Raw genomic sequence first — 25,220 nt, 5'->3', positions numbered from 1 at the left:
GCGAATAACGCTCTATCCAAGCCGATTGCAGTGCTCCCGCAATCTGCCGCCGCGCCTTTCCCCACTTAACCTAAAATTATTTTTTGCCGGATATCCGGGGAGTCAAAGAGGAGAAGCCTCGACACCCCGGTTCTGGAGAATCCGCCGAATGTACTTTGAATCGCACAACCAGCCGGACTCCGACCAGGAGACCCGCCCGCTGGTGACCGTATTCTGCGCTGTCTGGCACAAACAGGAAGACAAGCTGGAATTGCTGCGTTCCCATTGGGACAACCTCAAAGCGCAAACCGTCCCGATTGAACCCTGCTACATCTTCGACAACGGCGATCAGGCCCCGGACTGGCTTAAAGCGCCCTGGCACTCCTTTTCGGAACCGCTGACCATCTACGAAGCCTGGGCCGCAGGGGCCGCGCTGGCCCGCACCCGGTATGTCATGAACCTCAACATGGACGACCGGCTGGCCACAGGCGCCGTTCAGGAACTCGCGGAAACCGCGATGGTCACCAAGTCCGCCCTGATCGGGGGGGATTGGCTGATTTCCTTCGGCCGGGAGCACCTTGCCCGGGATTTCCCGGTAACGGGCTACACGGATACGCAATTCGTATCCGACTGGCCGCCCCGCCCCTGCGAAGGATTGCGGCTGGGCAGCGGGTCCGGCGAGCGCGGCACCTATGGCGCCGCAACCATGTGGGACCTGGAGATGGTGGGCAAATGGTATCCCACTTACTTCAGCAACGGTGAACCGGTGCTCTCTGTCGGCGACGCCATCTTCTGGAAAGTTCTGCAGGGCAAGCAGCTGAAACTGACCCGGCTGCCCAGGATCATCGGGCGCTATTATTCTGATCCGAACGCGCAGGCCGAGTTCCGGCCGCACAAGGACAATGAACTGCTGAAATCGCACGGGCTGAGCACCCGGTCCTTTGCCGACGCCGTGCTGAGCGGCGACTTCTCATGGCATGGCAAGCTCCAGGCCCCTGGCCGAAAGCAGCCGCTCAACAAGATTGAGAAGGCAAGCGCCGAATTGGAAGCGCGCTACCGCAAGATTTTCGGCCTGCCCGCGCAACCGGTTGCTGCAGAATAACGATGGCTGCGAAGATCTATATCACGGGCAGCGGCGGTATCGTTGGGCGCCATGCGCTCAAGGCCGTGGCGGAGCTTGCCCCCGGCGCCGACGTGATCCGCAACACGGCGGATCTGACTGACCTGTCTGAAACCGCCGCTGCCATAGCGGCAGCAGGCCCGCTGGACCTGGTCATTCACCTTGCAGCCATGGTACCGGTTGCGCAGGTCAATGCCGATCCGGCCAGGGCGTACGCGGTCAACGCGGGCGGCACGATGAACCTGCTGTCGGCCCTGGCGGGCTCCCCGGCCCGGATGCTCTTGTGCTCATCCAGCCATGTCTACGCCAGCCAGGACGCCCCGATCCCGGAAACAGCGGAAACCACGCCCGTCACCGTCTACGGGCAGAGCAAGCTGATGGCCGAACAGGCTGCGCTGGAAATCTGCGCTGCCGCGGGCCGGTCCCTTTGCATCGGCCGCCTGTTTTCGATCCATGACCCGGAACAGACCGGCAGCTACCTGAGACCCTCGCTGGAAAAACGGTTTGCAGGGGCCGACCCTGAGGCCGCCTTTGAACTCTATGGCGCGGAGGGCCTGCGCGATTTCCTGACCGCACGCGATGCTGCCCGCTACCTGGTGCGGCTGGCGCTGTCGGATGCGGAGGGCGTGGTGAACGTGGCCTCCGGCAAGCCTGTGACGGTTGCCGGATTTGCCCAGTCGCTGGCGCCGTTCCCGCTCAAGATCACTCCCCTGGGGCAAAGCAACAATCTGGTGGCCGATGTCTCGCGCCTCCGCGAAATTCTTGGAGAATGTAATGCCTGAACAGATTTCCATCGTTATCCCGACCTTCAACCGGGCGGAGATGCTGCCAAAGGCCATCGACAGTGCGCTGGCGCAAACCCACCCCTGCGAGGTGATCGTGGTGGATCACGGCTCCACCGACAACACGCCGGAGGTGGCGGCGGGCTATGGCGGCAGGATCACCTATGTGCGCCGCGAGCGCGACTTCGGCCCGCATTTCTGCTGGCTGGAAGGGGTGCTGCACGCCACCGGCGACTATGTGCATCTTCAGTATGACGACGACTGGATTCATCCGACCTTCATCGAGAAATGCGCAGGCCTGCTGAAGGGCGATGTGGGCTTTGCCTTCACCGGTGCGGAAGTTGTCGATGATGCAACCGGAAACCAGATGATGACCCAGTTTCTGGACTGGCTGCCCGATACAGGTATCTTTGAAAACCGCCTGGCGGAAGAGAAGATCGTCGGCTCGCTGATCTCTCCCGGTGCTGCGGTTTTCCGGCGCCAGATCCTGATCGACGCGCTCTATCAGGGCCGCCTGCCGCTGCAGGGCCATGAATACCACGGCGTTGGCCCCGACATCTTTGCCTCGCTCCTGTCCATGCTGCGCTACCCCAAGGTCGGTTTCGTCAAGGAGCCGCTGGCCAGCTTCCGCGCCCATGACGGCAGCATCACGATTGATGCCTTCAAGGACCAGCAGAAGAAGGCAAACATCGCCGCCGCCTATAATGAGGTGCGCCACTATTACGTAGAACTGAAGGCCATGCAGGCTGTGCGGGAGGCGCGCGCATGAACATGCATTCCCCCAAACCGGTGACCCTGGCCGAAGACACTATCTCGCAGGCTGAGCTGGAGGCCACCGCGGACTGGATGCTGGCTGGAAACCGGCTGACCAAGGACAAGCTGACAGTGGAATTCGAACGCGAGTTCGCGGACTGGATGGGCTGCAACCACGCAGTGTTCGTCAATTCCGGGTCCTCGGCCAACCTGCTGATGATCTATGCCGCCAAGGAAGCGGGCCGCTTGCGCAACAACAAGGTGATCGCCCCGGCCGTGAGCTGGGTCACCACGGTGTCGCCGCTGATGCAGCTCGGCTTTGACGTGCGGCTTTGCGATTGCGACCCGGACAACCTGGGCCTCGACCTCAACCACCTGGAGGAGCTTTGCCGGACCGAGGCGCCGTCGATGCTCATCCTGGTGCATGTGCTGGGCCACGCAAACCACATGAAGGAAATCCAGGAGATTTGCGACCGTTACGGCATCCTGCTGCTCGAAGACAGCTGCGAGGCGCTGGGGTCGACCTTTGGCGACCGCAAACTGGGCTGCCACGGTGCGGCCGGCAGCTTCTCCTTCTATTACGGCCACCACATTTCCACCATCGAAGGCGGCATGGTCGTGACCGACGACCCGGAGCTGCATCAGGTGATGCTGTCGCTGCGCTCCCACGGCTGGAGCCGGGATCTGGACCCGCAGCGCCGCGAGCGGCTGAAAAGCCAGCACAAGATCGACGAGTTCCGCAATTTCTACACCTTCTACCATGCGGGCTTCAATCTGCGCTCCACCGACCTGCAGGCCTTCATCGGGCGGATGCAGCTGAAGAAGCTTGACGGCATCTGCGCCGTCCGGGCGCAGAATTTCGACTGCTACGCCGAGGCACTGACCGGCTTTTACAAGCAGACCAGCGATACCGGTCTTTTGTCGTCCTTTGCCTACGGCACGCTGGTCGAGAACCGGATGGAAGTTTTCGAGACGCTGAAGGCGCATCAGATCGAATGCCGGCCGCTGATCTGCGGCAACATCGCCCGCCATCCCTTCTGGGTGCGGGAATACGGCGAGCAGATCCTGCCCAACGCGGATCTGGTGCATGAATACGGCATCTACCTGCCCAACCACCACAACCTGAGCCGCGCTGACGCCAGCCGGGTTGCATCTGTCTTTGCGTCGGTGGCCCGGCCCAAGGACATGCAGCCGGCCTCAGCCTGACAAACGCGAGCCCCCTATCGGCCCCCTCACAGAACACGGCGGAGAACACGCTATGAAAAAAGCTCTGATCACAGGCGTCACCGGACAAGACGGTTCCTATCTGGCGGAACTGCTGCTGGAAAAAGGCTATGAGGTGCACGGCATCAAACGGCGCGCCTCGTCGTTCAACACCCAGCGCATTGACCACATCTACCAGGACCCGCATACCGATCATGCCCGGTTCAAGCTGCACTACGGCGATCTGACCGACACCTCGAACCTGACCCGCATCATGCGCGAGGTTGAGCCGGACGAGGTCTATAACCTTGGCGCGCAATCGCATGTGGCAGTCTCCTTTGAGGCGCCGGAATACACCGCGGATGTGGACGGGATCGGCACCCTGCGCCTTCTGGAGGCGATCCGTTTCCTCGGCCTGGAGAAAACAACCCGCTTCTACCAGGCCTCTACCTCGGAACTCTACGGCCTGGTGCAGGAAACCCCGCAGCGCGAGACCACACCGTTCTACCCGCGCAGCCCCTATGCGGTGGCCAAGCTCTATTCCTACTGGATCACCGTGAACTACCGCGAGGCCTATGGCATGTATGCCTGCAACGGCATCCTGTTCAACCACGAGAGCCCGCGCAGGGGCGAGACCTTTGTGACCCGCAAGATCACCCGCGGCCTCGCCAATATCGCGCAAGGGCTGGAGCCGTGCCTGTACATGGGCAATATCCACGCGCTGCGCGACTGGGGTCATGCCCGCGACTATGTGCGGATGCAGTGGATGATGCTGCAGCAGGAGGCCGCCGATGATTTTGTCATCGCAACCGGCCAGCAGTACACGGTGCGCCAGTTCATCCAATGGGCGGCTGCCGAACTGGGGATCATGCTGGAATTTTCCGGCAGCGGCGTTGATGAGATTGCCACCGTTGCCGCCATCGACGGCGACCGGGCGCCGGCGCTCAAGCCCGGCGACGTGATCATGCGGATCGACCCGCGCTACTTCCGCCCGGCAGAGGTGGAAACGCTGCTGGGCGATCCCAGCAAGGCCAAGGAGAAACTCGGCTGGGTGCCGGAGATCACGGTGCAGGAGATGTGCGCGGAAATGATCGCCGAGGACTTGCATACCGCCCGCCGCCATGCGCTGCTCAAGGAGCACGGCTACGAAATGCCGGTCTCGTTGGAGGACTGAACGCATGAAAATCTTTGTGGCGGGTCACCGTGGCATGGTGGGCAGCGCAATTCTGCGCCAGCTCACCGCACGCCACGCCAACGGCGAACCGCTGGAACTGCTCACCCGCAGCTCAGCCGAACTGGATCTGACCGATCAGCAGGCCGTGTCCCGTTTCATGCAGGCTGAGCGGCCGGACCGGGTCATTCTGGCGGCCGCACGGGTCGGCGGCATTCACGCCAACAACACTTACCCCGCGCAGTTCATCTACGAAAACCTGATGATCCAGTGCAATGTGATCCACGCCGCCTATGAGGCCGGTGTGCACAGCCTCCTGCAGCTCGGATCCTCCTGCATCTACCCCAAGGAGGCCACGCCGCCGATCCGGGAGGATCAGCTTCTGTCCGGCCCGCTGGAGCCGACGAATGAGCCCTATGCAATCGCCAAGATCGCAGGCATCAAACTGTGCGAAAGCTACAACCGCCAGTACGGCACCGATTACCGGTCGGTGATGCCCACCAACCTTTACGGCCCCGGCGACAATTTCCACCCGGAAAACTCGCATGTGCTGCCCGCGCTGATCCGCCGCTTTCACGAGGCGGTGCGGGACGGCCGCGAGGAGGTGGTGATCTGGGGCAGCGGAACGCCGCAGCGCGAGTTTCTGCATGTCGACGACATGGCCGCAGCCTCGCTGTTCGTGATGGACCTGCCCGCGGAAATCTACCAGCGGGAAACCAGCCCGATGCTCTCGCACATCAATGTCGGCACCGGCCAGGCTTTGGATATCCGTTCCCTTGCGGAAATGATCGCCCGCATCACCGGCTTCCGGGGGCAGCTGGTTTTCGACAGGTCCAAGCCCGACGGCACCATGCAGAAGCTGACCGATGTCTCGCGTCTCTCGCGGCTCGGCTGGAACGCCACCATTGGCCTCGAAGAAGGGATCGCCGGCACCTATGACTGGTTCCTGCAGCAAACCCCTGGTGCGCTGCGCAGCAAATAGGACCGCGGGGCAGGCAGAGCCGCCCCACAGCCAAACCCGAAGCGTCAGTCCTTCAGCTTGAACCGCTGGATCTTGCCGGTCTCGGTTTTGGGAAGCGCGTCCGTGAACACCACTGACCGCGGGTATTTATAGGGCGCGATGGCTGCCTTCACATGGTCCTGCAGCAGCTTCACCAGCTCCTCCGAGGGCACTTGGCCCCCGGCCAGCACCACATGCGCCTGCACGATCTCGCCGCGCGCCTCATCCGGCACGCCGACAACTGCGCATTCCGCCACCGCCTCATGCGCCAGCAGCGCCGCCTCCACCTCCGGCCCGGCGATGTTGTAGCCGGAAGAGACAATCATGTCGTCGTTGCGGGCGGCAAAGTGCAGGTAGCCGTCCTTGTCCCGGATGAAACTGTCGCCGGTAATGTTCCAGCCGTCCCGCACGTATTCCGTCTGCCGGTCGTCCGCCAGATAACGGCAGCCGGTCGGGCCCTTGACCGCCAGCCGTCCGGTCTCGCCGCGGGGCGCTTCGTTGCCGTCAGCGTCAAGCACCCTCACCTGGTACCCCCCCACGGGCTTCCCGGTGCAGGCGGGCTTGTGATCACTGAAACGGTTGGAGATGAAGATATGCAGCATTTCCGTTGCGCCGATCCCGTCCAGCATCGGTTTGCCGGTCTTGTCCATCCATTCCTGATAGACCGGCGCGGGCAGGGTTTCGCCTGCCGACACCGCCGCCCGGAGCGAGGACAAATCCGCCCCCTCCTCCATCGCCCGCAGCATCACCCGGTAGGCCGTGGGCGCGGTAAAGCAAACGGTGGCCTTGTATTTCTCGATAATCTCGATGAGGTTCGGCGGCGAGGCATTTTCCAGGAGCGTCGCCGCGGCGCCAAACCGCAACGGGAAGATCGCCAGCCCGCCCAGGCCGAAGGTAAAGGCCAGCGGCGGCGAGCCGACAAACACATCCTCCGGCTGCACATCCAGCACTTCGCGCGCATAGCCATCGGCGATGATCAGCAGATCGCGGTGAAAATGCATCGTTGCCTTGGGCGACCCGGTGGTGCCGGACGTGAACCCCAAGAGCGCCACATCGTCCCGCCCCGTCTTCACCGCCTCGTAAGCAACAGGTTTCTCCAGCGCCAGCCGGTCCAATTCCGCATCATGGTTGGAGGTGCCGTCAAAGCCGACAACCGTCTTCAGGAACTTCGATTCCTTGGCGCAGGCGACCAGTTCATCCTTCAGCCTTGTGTCGCACAGCGCGTGGGAGATCTCCGCCTTGTCGACGATCTTGGCCAGCTCGCCCTTGCGCAACAGCGGCATCGTGTTTACCACCACCGCGCCCGCCTTGGTCGCCGCCAGCCAGCAGGCCACCATCGCCGGATTGTTGGCAGAGCGGATCAGCACCCGGTTGCCGGGCTTCACCCCCAGATCCTCTGTCAGCACATGCGCCAGCCGGTTAGTCCAGTCTGCCAGCTCCTTGTAGGTGCGGTAGCGGCCATTGCCGATCAGCGCAGTATGGTCGCCGAACCCCTTCTCCACCATCGCATCGGTCAGCTCGACCGCGGCGTTCAGGTACTCCGGGTACTGAAACCCCTCCAGCAAAAACTCCGGCCACTGGTCCATGGGCGGCAGGTTGTCCCGGGCGAACGTGTCCACGTGCGCGGTTGGTCCCAGCATCTCAATTCCCTCCCTGAAAGGCGCCGAGCGCCTGGCGCGCGATCACCACCCGCTGCACGTCCGAGGCCCCCTCGTAAATGCGCAAGGCCCGGATATCGCGGTAGAGCTCTTCCACCTTCTGGCCCCGGCGCACGCCGTCGCCGCCATGCAGCTGCACCGCCTTGTCGATGACCTGCTGCGCCTGGTCGGTGGAGAACAGCTTTGCCATCGCCGCCTCGCGGGTGACCCGCGCCGCGCCGCTGTCCTTGGCCCAGGCCGCGCGGTAGACCAGCAGTGCCGATGCATCCACATCCAGCGCCATATCCGCGATATGCCCCTGCACCATCTGCAGATCGAACAGCGGCGCGCCCTGCACTTTCCGCGCGGTCACCCGCGCCAGCGACTCGTCCAGCGCCCGGCGGGCAAAGCCCAGGGCGGCGGCAGCCACGGTGGAGCGGAACACATCCAGCACCGACATTGCGATCTTGAAGCCCGCGCCCGGCTGCCCCAGCAGCGCTGATTTCGGGATCCGGCAATCTGTGAACCGCAGGGTCGCCAGCGGGTGCGGCGCGATGGTTTCCAGCCGCTCCACCACCTCGAACCCCGGCAGGCCCGCGGGAACGACAAAGGCGCTCAGCCCCTTCGCCCCCGGCGCTTCGCCGGTGCGGGCAAACAGCGTGTAGACATCTGCAATGCCGCCGTTGGAGATCCAGGTCTTCTCGCCGTTCAGCACATAATGATCGCCATCCAGCGTGGCGGTCATGGTGGAATTCGCCACATCCGACCCCGACTGCGGCTCTGTCAGGGCAAAGGCCGCAATCGCCTTGCCAGCGCGCGTCAGCGGCAGCCATTCCTGCTGCTGCGCTTCGGTGCCGAACAGCGAAATCGCCCCGGTGCCCAGCCCCTGCATGGCAAAGGCAAAATCCGCCAGCCCGTCATGGCGCGCCAGCGTCTCGCGGATCAGGCACAGGCTGCGCACGTCCAGCCGCTCGCCCGCCATCGCGCCGGAATGCCGCGTCCAGCCGCCCTCGCCCAGTGCAGTGACCAGCGCCCGGCAGGCGGCATCGGTGTCGGAATGATCAATGCCCGCCAGCTGCGCCGCGGCCCAGGCTTCCAGTTCTTCGGCCAGCTTCCGGTGCCGGTCCTCAAAAAACGGCCAATTCAGAAACGTCCTGTCCGCCATGATGCGGCCCTCCCTGTTTCTTCTTTGCTCAAATACTCCCGCCGGAGGCTCCTGCACTCTCCTCCTGTGCAGCAGCAGCGGCTCAAGCGGTTCAGTCGCCCTCGAACAGCGGTTTTTCCTTGTTCACAAAGGCATGGTATGCGCGCTCGAAGTCCGCCGTCTGCATGCAGATCGCCTGCGCCTGCGCTTCGGCCTCGATCGCCTGTTCGATCGACATCGACCATTCCTGAGCCAGCATGGTCTTGGTCATCATATGGCCGAAGTTCGGCCCCGCCGCGATCCGCGCTGCCCAGCTCTGCGCCTCCGCTTCCAGCTCGTCCGCCGCAACCAGCTTGTTGTGAAAGCCCCAGGCGTGGCCCTCTTCGGCGCTCATCGACCGGCCCGTGTACAAAAGTTCCGCCGCCCGGCCCTGGCCGATGATCCGCGGCAGGATTGCGCAGGCGCCCATGTCGCAGCCCGCCAGCCCGACCCGGGTGAACAGAAACGCTGTCTTGGCCTCCGGCGTGGCGATCCGGATGTCGGAGGCCATGGCGATGATCGCGCCTGCGCCGACGCAGATGCCGTCAATCGCCGCAATCACCGGCTTGCCGCAGTTCACCATCGCCTTGACCAGATCGCCGGTCATCCGGGTGAAGGCCAGCAGCTCCTTCATGCTCATTTTCGTCAGCGGCCCGATGATGTCATGCACATCGCCGCCGGAGCAGAAGTTGCCGCCGTTGGAGGCAAAGATCACCGCCTTGACCCTGTCGTCATAGTGCAGGTCGCGGAACCAGTCGCGCAGCTCCGCATAGCTGTCGAAAGTCAGCGGATTCTTCCGCTCCGGCCGGTCCAAGGAAACGGTCGCAATGCCATCCTCGATCCGGCACAGGAAATGGGTCGCACCTCTCCTCACCATTATACCTTGCCTCCCTCTTCCAGCCGCCGCGCCACCGCTTCCAAGCTCTCGGCAATTCCTTGCGCCTCATCCGCTGTCAGCCCTTCAAAGGCCGCATTGATCCAGCCCTCATGCGCCTCTGCCTGGCGGGAAAATTCTACCCTGCCAGCCGCTGTCAGCCGCACCAGATTGGCGCGGCGGTCACCCTCGACCTTCTCGCGCTGCACATGGCCGTCCTCGACCAGCCGCTCGACAATGCCGGTCACATTGCCGTTGGAGACTTTCAGAACGCCCGACAACTCGCTCATCTTCAAGCCTTTTTCATGCTGCATCAGCGCCGCCATCACGTCAAACCGCGGCAGCGTGGTTGCAAACTCCCGCCGCAGGTTCTCGCGCACCTCGCTCTCCACCGCCTTGGTGGCCTTCAGCACCTTCAGCCACAGCCGCAGCCGGTCTTTCGATGTCGTGCTCAAATTTCCCCTCCCGACACGCTCATCGCGTGCCCATTGACCGAGGCCGCGCCGCCGGACGCCAGAAACACCGCCGTGGCCGCCACTTCCTCCGGCGCGATCAGCCGCTGCATCGGGTTCCCGCCAACCACCATTTTCAACGCCTTATCGCGCGAAATATCGTGCCGTGCCATCAGTCCGGCAATCGCGCCTTCGGCCATTTCCGTATCAACAAACCCGGGGCAGATCGCATTGCAGGTGATGCCCCTCTTGGCCACGCTCTGGGCCACCGACCGCACCAGACCCAGGACCCCGTGTTTGGACGCTGCATAGGCCGGGATCTGCGCCCCGCCCTGCAAGGACGCGGTGGAGGCGATGGCGATCAGCCGCCCCCCCGAGGCCATTCCTGCCCGCAGCGCCGCCCGGAAGGTCAGGAATGTCCCGGTCATGTTGACGGTTAATGTGCGCTGCCAATCCTCCAGCGAGACGTCTTCGATACGCGCGGCGACACCGGTGCCTGCATTGGCAATAACCACATCATAAGGCGCATCGAACAGGGCCTCCACCTGCGCCTCGTCCGTCACATCCGCCTCGCGGATCTCCAGCCCCATTCCATCTGCCGCTGCTTCCAGAGGCGCGCGGCGGCGGCCTGTGATCGTGACTTGGCTGCCTTCCGCGGCAAAGGCATGGGCAATGGCCTTGCCAATCCCCGTACCGCCGCCCGTGACCAGAACCCTGCGTGTCATGCCCGGATCACCTCCGCCTCGCGGTCGGCCAGCCGCCACAGCTGATCGCGGCCCGCCAGGTACGGCAGCGGCCAGTCGCCATGCCGGTCGCCGATCCGCGCGGCCTCGTGCAGCGTCCAGTAGGGGTCGGCCAGATGCGGCCGCGCCACCGCGACCAGATCAGCCCGCCCCGCCATCAGGATCGAGTTGGCATGGTCTGCCTCATAGATGTTGCCGACAGCCATGGTGGCAATCCCGGCCTCGTTGCGGATGCGGTCGGAAAACGGCGTCTGGAACATCCGGCCATAGACCGGCTGCGCATCGGTGGAGGTCTGCCCGGCGGAGACGTCGATGATATCGGCACCGGCTGCGGTAAAGGCCCTGGCGATCTCCACCGCCTCCTCCGGCGTCACGCCCGCGTCGCCTACCCAGTCGTTGGCTGAGATACGGACCGACATCGGCTTCTCCTCCGGCCAGACCGCGCGCATCGCCTGGAACACTTCCAGCGGGTAACGCAGGCGGTTTTCCAGCGATCCGCCGTACTCATCCTCCCGGATGTTTGATTTCGGCGAGATGAAGGAGGAAATCAGGTAGCCATGCGCCGCATGAAGTTCGATCATGTCGAAGCCGGCACGCTCTGCCATCTGCGCAGCTGCCACGAATTCCGCCTTTATCGCTTCCATCTCAGCCCGCGTTATTTCCCGCGGCGCCGGATTGTTGTCCGACCATGGAATGGCCGAGGCTGAAACCGTCTCCCAGTTCCCTTCCGGCAAGGGCGCGTCCATTTCCTCCCAGCCCAGCTGGGTCGAGCCCTTGCGGCCCGAGTGGCCGATCTGGCAGCAGATCTTGGCGCTGGTTTCACCGTGGACGAAATCCGTCAGCCGCTTCCACGCCGCCTCATGCTCCGGCGCATAAAGGCCCGGGCAGCCAAGCGAAATCCGTCCTTCGGCGCTGACACAGGTCATCTCGGTATAAACCAGCCCTGCCCCGCCCTTGGCGCGCTCGCCCAAGTGGACGAAGTGCCAGTCCGTCGGGCAGCCCTCCACCGCCTTGTACTGCGCCATGGGGGAAACCACGATCCGGTTCTTCAGCTCCATATCCCTCAGCTTGTAAGGCGCAAACATCGGCGGCCGCACCGGCGCATCGGCGGGCGCGCCGGCCTTGTCTTGGAACCACTTCTCGGCGCTCTGCAGCCACTCCGCATCGCGCAGGCGCAGGTTTTCGTGGGAAATCCGCTGCGAGCGGGTCAGCAGCGAGTAGTTGAACTGCACCGGATCCATGTCCAGGTAGCGCTCGACTTCCTCGAACCACTCCAGCGAGTTGCGCGCCGCCGACTGCAGCCGCAGCACATCCAGCCGCCGCTCTTCCTGATAACGCTCGAACGCACGCTCCAGCGTCGGCTCGGTGCTGACCAGCTCCGCCAGCGCAATCGCGCTGTCAAACGCCAGCCGCGAACCCGACCCGATGGAGAAATGCGCGGTGGCGGAGGCATCTCCCAGCAGCACCACATTTTCGTGATGCCATTTCTCGCACAGCACCCGCGGGAAGTTGATCCACACCGCCGCCCCGCGCAAATGCGCGGCATTGGATATCAGCGCGTGACCATCCAGGTGGTCGGCAAAGATCTCCTCGCAGGTGCGGATGATCTCCTCCTTGCTCATGCCCTCAAAGCCCCAGTTCTCCCAGGTCTCGGCAGAGCATTCGACGATCACCGTCGCGGTGTCCGCATCAAACTGGTAGGCGTGGATCCACATCCAGCCATGCTGCGTCTTCTCGAAGATGAAGGTGAAGGCGTCGTCGAATTTCTGATGCGTGCCCAGCCAGATGAACTTGCAGGGGCGCACGTCGATTTCCGGTTTGAAATGCGCCGCGAACTCATTTCGGACACTGGAGTTCAGCCCGTCGCAGCCAACCACCAGGTCATAGTCTTTCTGATATTCCGGCGCGGGCTTGGCGACGGTCTCAAACTGCAGGTCCACCCCCAGCTCCCGCGCCCGGTCCTGGAGCAGAAGCAGCATCTGCTTGCGTCCGATCCCGGCAAACCCGTGCCCGCCCGACACCGTGCGGGTGCCGTTGTGCACCACCGCGATATCATCCCAATAGGCAAAGTTTTCCCGGATCGCCTCGGCGCTCTTGGGGTCGTTGGCGCTCAGGTTCTCAAGCGCATCATCGGACAGCACCACACCCCAGCCAAAGGTGTCGTCAGGCTTGTTGCGCTCGACCACCGTGACCTCGGCCTCCGGCTGCCGCAGCTTCATCGAGATGGCAAAGTAGAGGCCCGCAGGCCCTCCTCCCAGACAGACGACTTTCATGATCATCCCTTCCCGCTCAGCGCACGTCTCTAAGGATCAGGATAAGCAGGCCAGTAAAAACTTCAAGCCTAAAGTTTTAAGCTTGAAATAATTGATCGCAGGAAAAGCCCCTGCACCCCTTCGGGTGCAGGCCCTGTCACCCGGTCCCGCCCGCCGCCCAGTGCGGCTCACAGTCCCCGCAAGTATTCCATGACGGCCGGGCGCACGGCCTGATCACCGCGATGACGGGCGTCGGAGATGATCTTGCGCAGCTCGCCCAGGTCCACCCGCAGCAGCAGCGACTTCACTGGGCCGATGGAGGCCGGGCGCATCGACAGCGTGCGGATGCCCATCGCCGCCAGGCAGACGGCCTCAACCGGGCGCCCTGCATCCTCGCCGCAGAAGCTCAGCGGCGTGCCGGAGATCGCGCAGCGCTCCACGATCCGCTCAATGAAACTCAGGAAGCTGACGTTCAGCGTATCATAACGCCGCCGCACCCGCTCATTCTCACGGTCGGCCGCAAAGAAGAACTGCTTCAGGTCATTGCCGCCGATCGAGATGAAGGCCACCTCGTCAAAAAATTTCTGCGGCGCATAGGCCAGCGAGGGCGTTTCCAGCATCGCGCCGATCTTCAGATCGGCCGGCAGCACGTGGCCCAGGATGCGCTCGCGCTCGATGGTCTTTTCGACTTCCGCGCGGGCGGCACGGTATTCCTCGAACTGGGCGACAAAGGGGAACATGATCGACAGCGGGCGGCCCTCGGCCGCGCGCAGCAGCGCCTGCAGCTGCATCCGCATCACGCCCGGCTTGTCCAGCCCCACCCGGATCGCCCGCCATCCCAGCGCCGGGTTCGGCTCATCGGTGGGCTTCATGTAGGGCAGCACCTTGTCGGAGCCGATATCCAGCGTTCGGAACACCACCGGCTTGCCATGGGCGGCATCCAGCACCCGCTTATACAGCGCCACCAGCTCCGACCGCTTCGGCATCTGGTTGCGCACCAGGAATTGCAGCTCGGTGCGGAAAAGGCCCACCCCTTCGGCGCCGGAGCCGTCCAGCGACGGCAAATCGGCCATCAGCCCCGCGTTCATCACCATGTTGATGCGCTGTCCATCGGTGGTGATTGCAGGCTTGTCGCGAATCGAGGCATAGCGCTCCTGCGCCTTGGTGTGCATCGCGATCTTGTCGCGGAAAGCGCCGACAACCGTGTCCTCCGGGCGCAGATGCACCACGCCCTGATCGCCATCCACCATGATGTGGTCGCCGTTCAGCGCCTCGGTGGTGATCCGTTTGGCATTGACCACCAGCGGGATCGCCAGCGCCCGCGCCACGATCGCGGCATGGGAGCCGACCGACCCCTCCTCCAGCACGATTCCGCGCAAGGACCGGCCGTATTCCAGCAGGTCGCCGGGGCCGATGTTGCGGGCGATCAGGATCGGGTTCTCCGGCAGCTCCGCTCCTGTATTGGCGCCCTGCCCGGTCAGAATCCGCAGCAGCCGGTTGGACAGGTCGTCCAGATCGCTCAGCCGTTCGCGCAGATAGGCATCCTGCACCTGGCTCATCCGGGCGCGGGCCTGGGATTGCTCCTTCTCCACCGCCGCCTCGGCGCTCAGGCCGCGGGCAATATCTTCTTCCATGCGCCGCATCCATCCCTTGGAATTGGCAAACATCCTATAGGCTTCCAGAACCTGCAGCTGTTCCGTGTCACCGTCGCGGGACACCTCCAGCATCTTGTCGACACCGACCCGCAGCTCCTCCACCGCATCGTTCAGCCGCTCCAGCTCGCGCTGGGGGTCATCGGCAATCGGATTTGTCACGATCACGCGCGGCTCATGCAGCCAGACATGGCCCTCCGCCGCGCCTTCCTGGGCGGAGGTGCCGTGAATCAGAACCGCTTGCTGGTGCAGGGGCGACAGCGCCGCGCCCTCGCCGACAAAGGCGCCCAGCTCGGTCATCTCGGCGATCACCATCGCCACCACTTCCAGCGCATAGACCGCATCGGCGGAAAACTCGCGCGCATCCTTGGACTGCACCACCAGCACGCCCAGCATCTCGCCCAGCCGCTGCACCGGCACTCCGAGGAAGGAGGAAAACCGCTCCTCCCCGGTTTCCGGCATGTATCGGAAGCCCTTGGCGTGCGGCGCGTCCGGGGTGTTCACCACCTTGCCGAACTTGGCCACCCGGCCCACCAGCCCCTCACCGATCCGCATCCTGGTCTGGTGCACCGATTCGGTGTTCAGGCCCTGGGTCGCGCACAGCTCCAGGGTCTCATCATCGCGGAACAGATAGACCGAGCACACCTCGGTCCCCATGCTGTCAGCGATCAAGTGGGTGATCTTGTCGAGCCGCGCCTGGCCAGCATCATCACCCGCCATCGCCTCGCGCAAGCGAACCAGAAGCTTCCTGCTTTCGGATTCCGTCGTATCGGCCATTCTCACCCTCTCCCGAGGTTTCTTTCCTCTGCACTGCCGCCCCGAGTGACCTCCGGGAACGGACACCGCCCAGAGTAGTGCGCCAGTGCTCTCTCCTCCACCCACTTGTCCCACCCCGGCGGGAAAAGTCCAAGAGTTTTTGCGCCATTGCCTGCATTCGCAGCGGCACGCCGAAGAGCCGGGCAGATCAGCGACCGCAGCGGGGCACACATGACAAAGGCGCCTGACCGGCGCCTTTGCAAGTTACAAAAAATTGTTCTGAAATCGGCTTTTAGCCTGCTTTTTCCAGCTCAAACGCATCGTGCAGCGCCTGCACGGCCAGTTCCATGTACTTACGGTCGATCAGCACAGAGATCTTGATCTCGGAGGTGGTGATCACCTTGATGTTGATGCCCTCATCCGACAGCACCTTGAACATCTTGGCTGCCACGCCGGATTGCGAGCGCATGCCGATGCCAACCACCGAAACCTTGGCCACATCCTTGTCGGCCAGCAGCTCAGCATAGTTCAGTTCGCCTTTCTCCTTGATCGCCATCAGCGCCTTCTCGGCGCGCGCCACCTGGTCGGTCGGGCAGGAGAAGGTCATGTCGGTGCGGCCGTCTTCGGAGACGTCCTGCACGATCATGTCGACGTTCACGCCCGCATCGCTGAGCGTGGTGAAGATCGCCGCTGCGATGCCGGGGCGGTCGGCCACCGACTGCACGGTCAGCTTGGCCTCATCGCGGGAGTAGGCAACGCCGTTTACAACATTGGATTCCATGATTTCCTCCTCGTCGCAGACCAGGGTTCCGGCCTCGTCGGACTGTTCCTCAAAGCTCGACAGAACGCGCAGCTTCACATGATAGCGCATCGCCAGTTCAACCGAGCGGGTTTGCAGCACCTTGGCCCCCAGCGAGGCCAGCTCCAGCATTTCCTCAAACGCAATCTTGTCTAGCTTGCGCGCTTTGCCGCAGATCCGCGGGTCGGTGGTATAAACGCCGTCCACATCGGTGTAGATATCGCAGCGCTCCGCTTCAAAGGCTGCGGCAAAGGCCACCGCGGTGGTGTCGGAGCCGCCGCGGCCCAGGGTGGTGATGCGGCCTTCGGGGCTGATGCCCTGGAAACCGGCAACCACCGCCACCTTCATACCCTCGCCGAACTTGGCGCGGATGTTTTCTGGCGGGATCTCCTCGATCCGTGCCTGGCTGTGGGCCGAATTGGTCTTGAGCGGCACCTGCCAGCCCTGCCAGCTGCGCGCCGGGATATCCATCTCCTGCAGCGTCAGCGCCATCAGGCCGGCGGTCACGTTCTCGCCCGAGGACACCACGGCATCATATTCCCGCGCGTCATACAGCGGCGAGGTTTCATCGACCCAGCCCACCAGCTCATTGGTCTTGCCGGACATGGCAGAGACGATGACGATCACGTCATAGCCCTTGGCCACCTCAACGCCGACGCGTTTGGCGGCGCGGCGGATGCGGTCCAGATTGGCGACAGAGGTGCCGCCGAATTTCATCACAAGTACGGGCATAAGGAACTTGTCTCCCTGCGCTTGCGGGTTTCGGTCCCGTGCCTCATAGGCGAGCCGTCCCCCAAGGGCAAGAGTGCGCGGGCCTTCAGGGCAAGGAAGCTGCGGTCCTGCCAGAGATTTCAGCGCGGCAAAGCGCCACAAGGCACCGCCTGCGCAACTTCTGGCAAGTGTCAGGCGCTCTTCTGTGTCAGGCGCGCCAGAACCGCACTGTCAGGATCGCATAAACCGCCATCAGCTCCAGCCGCCCGATCAGCATCGCCGCGCTCAGAATCCACTTGGCCGGGTCATTGAGGGTGGAGAAGTTGCCCGCAGGGCCGATGACCGGTCCCAGACCCGGCCCGATATTGGCCACCGCTGTTGCGGCACCGGAGACAGAGGTCACGAAGTCCAGTCCGGTCAGCGCCAGCATCCAGGCGACAATGCCGAGTGTCACCACGAAGAACATGAAGAAAGAGATCACCGAGCTGAGAACATCTGCACTGACCGCCCGCCCCTCGAACCGCGGCACAAAGATGCCATGCGGAGACCGGATCCGCTGAATCTGCACCCGGATCGCCGAAAACAGCAGTTGGTACCGGAATATCTTCACCGAACAGGCGGTGGAGCCGGCGCATCCGCCGATCAGCCCGATAAAAAAGAACACCATGATCAGGAAGCTGCCCCAGCCCATGTAATCCACGCTGGCATAGCCGGTGCCGGAGATGATCGAGGTGATATTGAACAGCGCCTCGCGGAACGCCTGTTCGGGGTGGTGCGGGAAAACATAGACCAGCACACTGCTGGTGACCGCGACCAGCAGCAGGATGAGGACCAGGAATACCCGGATCTGGCTGTCGCGGAACAGCGGCTCAGCGTGGCCGTTGATCAGCTGCACGTACCGCACGAACGGCAACGCCGCGATGATCATGAAGACCGACGCCGCGTATTCGGCAGGCCCCGAGAAGGTGCCGAACGAGGCATCGTAATTGGAGAAGCCGCCGGTGGACATGGTGGTCAGCGCATGCACCAGCGCATCGAATCCCTGCATGCCAAGCATCAGGTAGACGATCATGCACATCAGCGTCAGCGTCACATAGATCAACGATATCTGCTTCGCGATCGCCTGCGCACGCGGCAGGATTTTCCCCATGGTGTCAAAGGCTTCGGACCGGAAGATCTGCATCCCCCCGACCCGCAGCTCGGGCAGGAAAACCATCGCAACCACGATGATGCCGATGCCGCCCAGCCATTGCAGGATGCCGCGCCACAAGAGCAGCCCGCGCGGCAGGTCATCCAGCCCGGAAATGACGGTTGAGCCGGTGGTGGTCAGCCCCGACATCGCCTCGAAAAACGCATCGACAAACCGCAGCTCGGTTGCCCCCAGCATCAGCGGCACTGCCCCGAACAGCGGCAGCGCCACCCAGACCAGCGTGGTCAGCAGGAAGGTCTGGCGGATGCTCAGCCCCTCCTTCACCCCGTTGGCGCAGCTCAGGGACAGCAAGCCCCCGACCAGAATGGTGAAGACGGCGCTCTCCAGGAACACGGGCCACTCGCCCCGGCCGTCATAAAGATCGACCAGCAGCGGGAACACCATCATGGCTCCCAGAATGACGACCAGCAGGCCGATGACATACCCAACCGGGCGGAGATCCAACATGCGGCGCAGCGTTGGCCCCCCGCGCAGCCAGTGTCAAGTGGGCGGCGTCAGTCGCCGCTGCCGCCGGTGCCCGCCGCGTTGCGCTGCGGCATCTGCGGCGGAGTGGACGGCTGGCGCGGACGCTTGGACGGCGCAGCTTGCGCATCCTGCTCCTTTGGCGTTGCTGCGGCCTCAGCCACTGCGGCCTTGGCTGCCTCGGGCTTGGGCTCGGAAGCAGGTTCTGTCCCGGTTTCGCCGCGGCGGGCCGAGACGCTGCGGAATTCCGCAGGCTTTGTCTGCGCCTTCTCCCCGGCAGTTTTTCCAGCCGATTCGGCTGGATTGACAGCAGGCGAAGGCCCGGACGGAGCCGCGGCTTCCTTCACAGGTTCGGCCGTGGCCGCCGACGGCTTGTCTGCCTCCGCCTTTGCAGCAGCCGGTTTGACGGTCTCCTGCTTGGCTTTTGCAGGTGCCGCAGCCGCCTGCACTGCTTTTGGCGCGGCCCGTTTCCGCGCCGGCGCCTTGCGGGCGGTGGTCTTGCGCGTTGCGGGTTTACGGGCCGCGGCCTTGCGCGGGGCGGGCTTCTTGGCCTTTGCCGCAGGCGGTTCTTCCGGTTTCACCGCCGGTGCGGCCTCCGCTTCCGGGACCTCCGCTGGTGCGGCAGCAGCATCCCCGGCCACCGCCGGAACACCCGCCTGCATCAGCCGCCGCTGTGCTTCCAGCATCGACTGCGCCAGCCGCATCTGTTCCAGCGGCGCCTGCAGCGCGGCCTCCGCCGCCTGGCGCCACAGCTTCAGCTGCAGACCGGCCGCATAGCCCGCCCATTCATGCGTCTTGACCGTCAGGCCGGGGATGTTGTGAAAGCTCGTCATTTGTTACTCCTAATAGTCCTGCACTGCACTTGCCCCGGAATGGCGCTGCGGCATCCGGCAAAGAAACACGGGAGCGGCCGCCGGGGGCATCCCGGGCCTGATGCAGCGGAAAACGGGCCGTCAATTGCAGACACCTGCGCGCAAGCTCCCCTCGCCCCCGGCAGGACGGCCGGGGGGATTCGACTTGACGCTAGCATGAACCTCTGCGCTGCGGCGTAAAAAATGCGGCAATGCAGAAATTGCCGCGGATCAGGCCGCAGTCTAGCGGAAACCCGCCTGAAATTCAGGCAGGTCCAGGCGCCTTAGCCCTGGTGAATCAGGGTGGAGAACAGTTTCGGATCCAGGCTCATCGCCTTGAACAGCGGGCCCTGGGTCAGCACGCTGACCGCATCATGGCTGTGCAGGCTTTCCTGGTGGCTCGCGACCACCCGGAAATCGCCTATCCTTGCATCGCCCTGCAGTGCCTCGCAGAACAGCCGTGCCGCATCCTCGACAAAAATCGGGTTGGCGGCATTGAGCTCGGCAAAGGCCTGCTCGTCCTCGCGCTTGACCATCACCTGGGTCTCGGTCGGCACCGCCTTGCGGCACAGCTCGATCAGGTCCTCGAACCACAGGCACTCGCTGCCGGGCACCGACTGCACCGAAATCCGCGCCACCGAGCGCTGCGAATGCGGCGTCGCCAGCTGGCCGCGGGCCTGGCGGGCGTGCTCGGACAGCTCCAGCGAGCACGGGCAGGTCGAGGAGTAGACATAGTCCAGATGCATGATCTTCTCACGCACCCCGTCATGGTCCACCAGCTCCAGCGCAAAATCGTAATACTGGTAGCCGCTGAGGCCGGAACGCAGGCTTTCCACCCGCGCCGGGAAGGAAAACCGCATCTGGATGCGCGCATCCGGGCTGTCCAGGTCGCTCAGGTAGTCATCCAGCGCGTTCGCCATCACTTCAAAGCTGAAGGTCCGCTCCGCATGCTTGTAAAACGTGCGCATTATCCGGGACATGTTGATGCCCTTCTTGCCCGCATCCAAGGATACGGTGCCGGTCACACTGGTTTCCAGCGTCAGATCACCGTCATCGCGGGTGTGGAACCGGATCGGCAGGCGGAAATTCGAAATCCCCACATGCTGGATCTGCTCCTTGGCGCCGCGGATCAGGCTGGTCGGCCCGTTCTGCAGGTCAGGCAGCGTCGCGCGGTAGGCGTCGTCCGACTTGAAATCCCCGGGGTACTGCCGCGACAGCTCCGGATAGTTGCCGACCTCGCGGTCGGGCAGCAGCCGTGCCACCGCCGGGTCCAGCTCGGCAATCTCGGTTTCGGTCACGGTGCCGGCCCAGGCCCGCAGCACATCCAGCGCGGCGGCAGCAGCCTCGCGGTCCGGCGCCTCGGCAGCGTCGCGGTTGTGAATGTTCATCGGCGTTTCCCCCAGTGATACGGCCCATATAGGGTGCGGCAGGCCACCCACATATACTGTTACGCGGCAATTTTCAAAACGGATCCGCCATTTGCGGCAGAACCGGCGCCTTAACGGACCCCAAGCACCTCTGCAAGCGCCCTCAGGCGCCGCGAGCGCGCCTTGAAATGGGGGGTGACCAGCACATAGGGGCGCTGCATCTCCAGCGCCGGCCCCTCCAGCCGGTGCAGCCTGCCCGCCCGGATTTCGCCGCCCACCACCTGCTCCGGCAGCAGCGCAATGCCCAGCCCCGCCTGCACCAGCGACACCACCGACGGCACCGACTGCCCGATGGCCGCCGCCGCCAAGCCGGGGCGCGCCATTCCATGCTGCGCAAAATACTGCCGCCAGCCCGGCACGGAGGCGATGGTCTCGCCCCAGGCAACCTCCACCAGCGGCGCGCTGCCCAGCTCCGCCTGCGGATCCGCGCCGACAGGCACCAGCCGGTCGCTGAACAGCTCCCGGGTGCGGTGCTCGGGATGCTCGCCGCCATAGGTCAGCCGCGCGTCAATGCCCTCCGCCTCCAAGTCGATCCTGTCATCCTCGATCCTGAGCCGCACCGTCACATCGGGCCGCAGCGCCGCAAAGGCTTTCAGCCGCTCCGGCAGCCACAGCTGTGCCAGTGCCGGCGTGGCAGAGATCACCAGCGGGCGCCGGGCGCCGCCTACGGTCAGCGCCTCGGTGTAGCTGGCGATCTCCGCCAGCGACACCGCCGCCTTCTGGTAATAGTCCCGCCCGGCATCGGTCAGCCGAACCCGGTTGGCGCGGCGGGTGAACAGCTTCAGCCCCAGCCAGTCCTCCAGGTTCTTCACCTGCATCGACACCGCCGCGGAACTGACCCCCAGCTCTGCCCCGGCAGCCGAAAAGCTCCCGGTCCGGGCAGCGCATTCAAAGGCGCGCAGGGCGTTGAGCGGCGGCAGTTTCATACCCGCACAGTGCAAATTTTTCTTATGCTCGCCAAGATATTTTATAGTGGTCAGATCCCCGTCCGGCGCGCAGGCTTTGATAAAGTCAAACGATCCCCAAGGAACTCCCCATGCGCGACATTCTTGACCTTGACCGATACCCGCTCGACCGCCCCGGCAGCCCCGAATGGCAGGCGCTGGTGGACCGCTGCCGCGCCGAGCTGGCCGAAGACGGCATGTTCAGCCTGGACGGGCTGATGAGGCCCGAGGTGGCCCAAGGCGCTGCCGATGCGCTGAAGGGCAAATTTGAAACCGAAAGCTTCCACCACAAGCGCTGGCACAACATTTATTTCAAGGACGCGGTCGACGGCCTGGCGCCGGACCACCCAGCCCTGCAAAAGGTCGAGACCTCGAACTTCACCCTCTGCGCCGACCAGTTCCCGGACTCGCCGGTGCTGCGCTTGTATGACTGGCCGCCGTTTGCGGAATTCCTCGCCGCCACCATGGAGAAACCCGCGCTTTACACCATGGATGACCCGCTGGCGCGGCTGAACATCATGTCCTACGGCGCCGAGCAGGCGCTGAACTGGCATTTCGACCGGTCGGAGTTCACCACCACCATGCTGCTGCAAGCGCCCGAGGAAGGCGGCGAATTCCTCTATAGCCCGGAGCTGCGCACGGATGACGACCCGAACTACGACGGCGTCGAACGGCTGCTGGCCGGCAAAGACCCCAACATGCGCGTGATCACCCTCGATCCCGGAACCCTCAATATCTTCCGCGGCAAGAACTCCCCCCACCGCGTCGGCACAGTGAAAGGGGACAAGGCGCGGGTGATCGCCGTCTTCACCTTCTATGAACGCCCCGGCGTCCGGTTCACCGACGCGGAGAACATCGGCTTTTACGGCCGGGCCTCCTGACCGGACAGCATTAAAAAAAGAGAGGGGGCTGTCTGCCCCCTCTTGAGCCTGCGGCTCAATTCACCCCCGAGAGTATTCCGGCAAAGAAGAAGCCCTGCCGGGTCTCAGGAATCAGGCTTGCGAAACCTCCAGCGCCGCCTTGAGGTCGGCGATCAGGTCATCGGCATCCTCCAGCCCGACCGAGAACCGCACCAGGCCGGGGGTGATGCCCAGCTCCGCCTTCAGCTCATCACTCAGCCGCTGGTGGGTGGTGGTCGCCGGGTGGGTGGCGATGGATTTGGCGTCGCCCAGGTTGTTGGAGATCACCGGGATGGTCATCGCGTTCAGGAACTTGAACGCGGCCTCTTTACCACCCTTCAGGTCCAGCGACAGGACGGTGCCGCCCTTGCCGCCCAGCTGGGTCTGCACCAGCGCGTATTGCGCGTGGCCCTTGAGGCCCGGGTAGATGGTGCGCTCCAGCGCCGGATGGCCCTCCAGCGCTTCGGCGATCTTCAGCGCGGTCTCGGCCTGCGCGTTCACCCGCAGCGAAATGGTTTCCAGCCCCTTCAGCATCACCCAGGCATTGAACGGGCTCAATGAGCCGCCAGTGTGCTTCATATAGGGCTCCAGCGTGCCGCGGATGTAGTCCTTGGTGCCCAGCACCACCCCGCCCAGCGCCCGGCCCTGGCCGTCGATATGCTTGGTCGCGGAATAGATCACCACATCGGCGCCCTGCGCGATGGCGTCGGAGAACACCGGTGTCGAGAACACGTTGTCCACCACCACCGTGGCGCCAACCGAATGCGCGATCTCAGCAACGCCGGCGATGTCGATCACCTCCAGCGTCGGGTTCGACATGCTCTCGAAAAAGACCGCCCTGGTGTCCGGGCGCACCGCCGCCTTCCAGGCCTCCAGATCGGTGCCGTCGATGAAGGTGACCTCAACCCCGAAGCGGCCCAGCACATCCGACAGGATATAGTTGCAGGAACCGAACAGCGCCTTGGCCGACACGATGTGATCCCCCGCCTTCACCAGCGAGGTCAGCGCGCCGTTGACAGCCGCCATGCCGGAGGCAGTGGCAAAAGCATCCTCTGCCCCTTCCAGCGCCGCGATGCGCTTTTCGAACATGTCGACGGTCGGGTTGCCGTAACGGGCATAGATGAACTCGTCCGGGCCGGTCTCGATGAACCGCGCCTCGGCCTGCTCGGCGCTGTCGTAGACAAAGCCCTGGGTCAGGAAAATGGCTTCGCTGACTTCGTTGTACTGGCTGCGGCGGGTGCCTCCATGCACCAGCGTGGTGCGCTTGTTCCAGTTGTCGCTCATCTCTTCTGTCTCCTCGCGCCCATAGCGCACAAAAAACCCCCATTCGGCCAAGCGAAAGGGGGTCCTTCACGTCCTGACCTCTTTAGCGGGATTGTTTAACGTGGCCCGCAATCCGGTAACAAATCGCCACGATGTGATGCACGGGCTTTACGCATCTTGCGGGATTCGGTCAAGCCGCCGCATCCACCCGCGTCACACGGATGTGAGCGCCCCAGCCCCTTGCCTGCCCGCGCCCCCCATGCTCCTGTGGCCGGGTTGATAGACGGAGGCGCAAGATGCAGGACCCGATCCGGCTTTTCTACTGGCCCACCCCGAACGGCTGGAAAATCTCCATCGCCTTGGAGGAGATGAGGCTTCCTTACGAGGTCACCCTGATCGACATTGGCAAAGGCGATCAGTTCGCGCCGGAGTTCCTGAAGATCTCTCCCGGCAACAAGATGCCCGCGATCATCGACCCGGACGGGCCGGGCGGCGCGCCGGTCTCGCTGTTCGAAAGCGGCGCCATCCTGCAGTATCTCGCCCGCAAGACCGGGCAGTTCTACGGCACGGATGAGCGTGCCCGGCTCAGGGTGGATCAATGGCTGATGTGGCAGATGGGCGGGGTCGGCCCGATGGCGGGCCAGGCGCATCACTTCCTGAAATACGCGCCCGAGGATCTGCCCTATGCCAAGGACCGCTACCGCAGCGAGGCCGCCCGCCTCTACGGCGTGCTGGACCGGCAGCTGGCGGAGAATGAGTATGCGGCGGGCGCGGACTATACGATTGCTGATATGGCGATCTGGCCATGGGCCTCGCTGTGGGAGGGCCAGCAGCAGACGCTGGAGGACAAACCGCATCTGGCCCGCTGGCTCGATCTGATGTGGTCCCGCCCCGGCGTGGTGGCAGGCCGGGCGCTGCACGCGGACCTGCGCGCCGACCGGTCGGACAGCAAGGCGCAGCAAGTATTATTCGGCAAATAGTCACACAAAAAAAGTTTACGCCTGGCCGATAGGCCGGGCTGCGCCTGCCTGCCCCCCGGCAGGCGCATTCGCGCCCGCCCAGGCAGCCACAGCCCTAACTGCGAAATCTCTAATGTT

21 protein-coding genes and 1 riboswitch are annotated in these 25,220 nt (G+C 64.0%); of the genes, 8 read left to right on the top strand and 13 right to left on the bottom strand.

The genetic code is table 11. The features are described from left to right. The first annotated feature begins 148 nt into the window (after window positions 1–148). The 6 genes from GKC28_RS09180 to GKC28_RS09155 are packed head-to-tail and all read left to right on the top strand — an operon-like array spanning window position 149 to window position 5,990. Window positions 149–1,081: a glycosyltransferase family 2 protein gene (locus GKC28_RS09180; RefSeq protein WP_174146603.1), complete on the top strand. Its 933-nt coding sequence runs from the start codon at window positions 149–151 to the stop codon at window positions 1,079–1,081. 2 nt (window positions 1,082–1,083) lie between these two features. Then, window positions 1,084–1,881 (top strand): NAD(P)-dependent oxidoreductase, encoded by a 798-nt coding sequence (locus GKC28_RS09175; RefSeq protein WP_174146602.1) that lies wholly within the window; start codon window positions 1,084–1,086, stop codon window positions 1,879–1,881. Beyond that, entirely contained in the window at window positions 1,874–2,650 is a 777-nt protein-coding gene (locus tag GKC28_RS09170; protein ID WP_174146601.1) for a glycosyltransferase family 2 protein, read from the top strand. Before GKC28_RS09175 ends, GKC28_RS09170 begins: the two co-directional genes overlap by 8 nt. Then, window positions 2,647–3,840: a DegT/DnrJ/EryC1/StrS aminotransferase family protein gene (locus GKC28_RS09165; protein ID WP_174146600.1), complete on the top strand. Its 1,194-nt coding sequence runs from the start codon at window positions 2,647–2,649 to the stop codon at window positions 3,838–3,840. The genes GKC28_RS09170 and GKC28_RS09165 overlap by 4 nt, the downstream gene beginning before the upstream one ends. A gap of 52 nt (window positions 3,841–3,892) precedes the next feature. Next, window positions 3,893–5,011 carry a GDP-mannose 4,6-dehydratase gene (gmd, locus tag GKC28_RS09160; RefSeq protein WP_174146599.1) on the top strand — a complete coding sequence of 373 codons (1,119 nt, stop codon included), beginning with the start codon at window positions 3,893–3,895 and terminating at the stop codon, window positions 5,009–5,011. A gap of 4 nt (window positions 5,012–5,015) precedes the next feature. Further along, complete coding sequence (locus GKC28_RS09155; RefSeq protein WP_174146598.1) at window positions 5,016–5,990, top strand: GDP-L-fucose synthase; 975 nt, start codon at window positions 5,016–5,018, stop codon at window positions 5,988–5,990. Window positions 5,991–6,034: 44 nt separating this feature from the next. Here the strand turns inward: GKC28_RS09155 and GKC28_RS09150 are convergent, their stop codons facing one another. The 12 genes from GKC28_RS09150 to GKC28_RS09095 all read right to left on the bottom strand — a co-directional run bounded on the left by GKC28_RS09150 (window position 6,035) and on the right by GKC28_RS09095 (window position 21,943). Next, the gene (locus GKC28_RS09150; RefSeq protein ID WP_174146597.1) at window positions 6,035–7,648 is read right to left on the bottom strand and encodes an AMP-binding protein; all 1,614 of its coding nucleotides are present in this window, start codon (window positions 7,646–7,648) and stop codon (window positions 6,035–6,037) included. 1 nt (window position 7,649) lies between these two features. Then, a complete protein-coding gene (locus GKC28_RS09145; RefSeq protein ID WP_174146596.1) occupies window positions 7,650–8,810 on the bottom strand; it encodes an acyl-CoA dehydrogenase family protein in 1,161 nt (386 codons plus the stop codon). Window positions 8,811–8,901: 91 nt separating this feature from the next. After that, entirely contained in the window at window positions 8,902–9,705 is an 804-nt protein-coding gene (locus GKC28_RS09140) for an enoyl-CoA hydratase family protein (RefSeq protein WP_174146595.1), read from the bottom strand. Beyond that, complete coding sequence (locus GKC28_RS09135) at window positions 9,705–10,157, bottom strand: MarR family winged helix-turn-helix transcriptional regulator (RefSeq protein ID WP_174146594.1); 453 nt, start codon at window positions 10,155–10,157, stop codon at window positions 9,705–9,707. The genes GKC28_RS09140 and GKC28_RS09135 overlap by 1 nt, the downstream gene beginning before the upstream one ends. Then, window positions 10,154–10,879 carry an SDR family NAD(P)-dependent oxidoreductase gene (locus GKC28_RS09130; RefSeq protein ID WP_174146593.1) on the bottom strand — a complete coding sequence of 242 codons (726 nt, stop codon included), beginning with the start codon at window positions 10,877–10,879 and terminating at the stop codon, window positions 10,154–10,156. Before GKC28_RS09130 ends, GKC28_RS09135 begins: the two co-directional genes overlap by 4 nt. Then, the gene (locus GKC28_RS09125) at window positions 10,876–13,170 is read right to left on the bottom strand and encodes a bifunctional salicylyl-CoA 5-hydroxylase/oxidoreductase (protein ID WP_174146592.1); all 2,295 of its coding nucleotides are present in this window, start codon (window positions 13,168–13,170) and stop codon (window positions 10,876–10,878) included. Before GKC28_RS09125 ends, GKC28_RS09130 begins: the two co-directional genes overlap by 4 nt. Before the next feature lie 167 nt (window positions 13,171–13,337). Continuing rightward, the gene (gene ptsP, locus GKC28_RS09120) at window positions 13,338–15,578 is read right to left on the bottom strand and encodes a phosphoenolpyruvate--protein phosphotransferase (protein ID WP_174146591.1); all 2,241 of its coding nucleotides are present in this window, start codon (window positions 15,576–15,578) and stop codon (window positions 13,338–13,340) included. A gap of 271 nt (window positions 15,579–15,849) precedes the next feature. Next, window positions 15,850–17,088, bottom strand: a complete 1,239-nt coding sequence (locus tag GKC28_RS09115) for an aspartate kinase (protein ID WP_174146590.1) — start codon at window positions 17,086–17,088, stop codon at window positions 15,850–15,852. Window positions 17,089–17,275: 187 nt separating this feature from the next. Further along, window positions 17,276–18,724 (bottom strand): TrkH family potassium uptake protein, encoded by a 1,449-nt coding sequence (locus tag GKC28_RS09110; protein ID WP_174146589.1) that lies wholly within the window; start codon window positions 18,722–18,724, stop codon window positions 17,276–17,278. A 47-nt stretch (window positions 18,725–18,771) separates the two neighbouring features. Then, the gene (locus GKC28_RS09105) at window positions 18,772–19,572 is read right to left on the bottom strand and encodes a hypothetical protein (protein WP_174146588.1); all 801 of its coding nucleotides are present in this window, start codon (window positions 19,570–19,572) and stop codon (window positions 18,772–18,774) included. A 302-nt stretch (window positions 19,573–19,874) separates the two neighbouring features. Then, window positions 19,875–20,978, bottom strand: a complete 1,104-nt coding sequence (gene folE2 / locus GKC28_RS09100) for a GTP cyclohydrolase FolE2 (RefSeq protein ID WP_174146587.1) — start codon at window positions 20,976–20,978, stop codon at window positions 19,875–19,877. A gap of 110 nt (window positions 20,979–21,088) precedes the next feature. After that, window positions 21,089–21,943, bottom strand: a complete 855-nt coding sequence (locus GKC28_RS09095; RefSeq protein WP_174146586.1) for a LysR substrate-binding domain-containing protein — start codon at window positions 21,941–21,943, stop codon at window positions 21,089–21,091. A gap of 110 nt (window positions 21,944–22,053) precedes the next feature. Here GKC28_RS09095 and GKC28_RS09090 point away from each other — a divergent pair, with 110 nt between their 5' ends. After that, window positions 22,054–22,842, top strand: a complete 789-nt coding sequence (locus GKC28_RS09090; RefSeq protein ID WP_174146585.1) for a 2OG-Fe(II) oxygenase — start codon at window positions 22,054–22,056, stop codon at window positions 22,840–22,842. A 111-nt stretch (window positions 22,843–22,953) separates the two neighbouring features. Here GKC28_RS09090 and metZ read toward each other — a convergent pair whose 3' ends face one another. Then, window positions 22,954–24,144 carry an O-succinylhomoserine sulfhydrylase gene (gene metZ / locus GKC28_RS09085; protein WP_174146584.1) on the bottom strand — a complete coding sequence of 397 codons (1,191 nt, stop codon included), beginning with the start codon at window positions 24,142–24,144 and terminating at the stop codon, window positions 22,954–22,956. A gap of 61 nt (window positions 24,145–24,205) precedes the next feature. After that, window positions 24,206–24,284: riboswitch (SAM riboswitch) on the bottom strand. 135 nt (window positions 24,285–24,419) lie between these two features. Here metZ and GKC28_RS09080 point away from each other — a divergent pair. Continuing rightward, window positions 24,420–25,103: a glutathione S-transferase N-terminal domain-containing protein gene (locus GKC28_RS09080; RefSeq protein ID WP_174146583.1), complete on the top strand. Its 684-nt coding sequence runs from the start codon at window positions 24,420–24,422 to the stop codon at window positions 25,101–25,103. Window positions 25,104–25,220: the final 117 nt, after the last annotated feature.

The organism is Leisingera sp. ANG59, from assembly GCF_013317235.1.
In the GTDB taxonomy this organism is placed as follows: domain Bacteria; phylum Pseudomonadota; class Alphaproteobacteria; order Rhodobacterales; family Rhodobacteraceae; genus Leisingera.
Note: the sequence above shows the minus strand (reverse complement) of the source record. Positions and strands in the feature narration are given on the sequence as shown.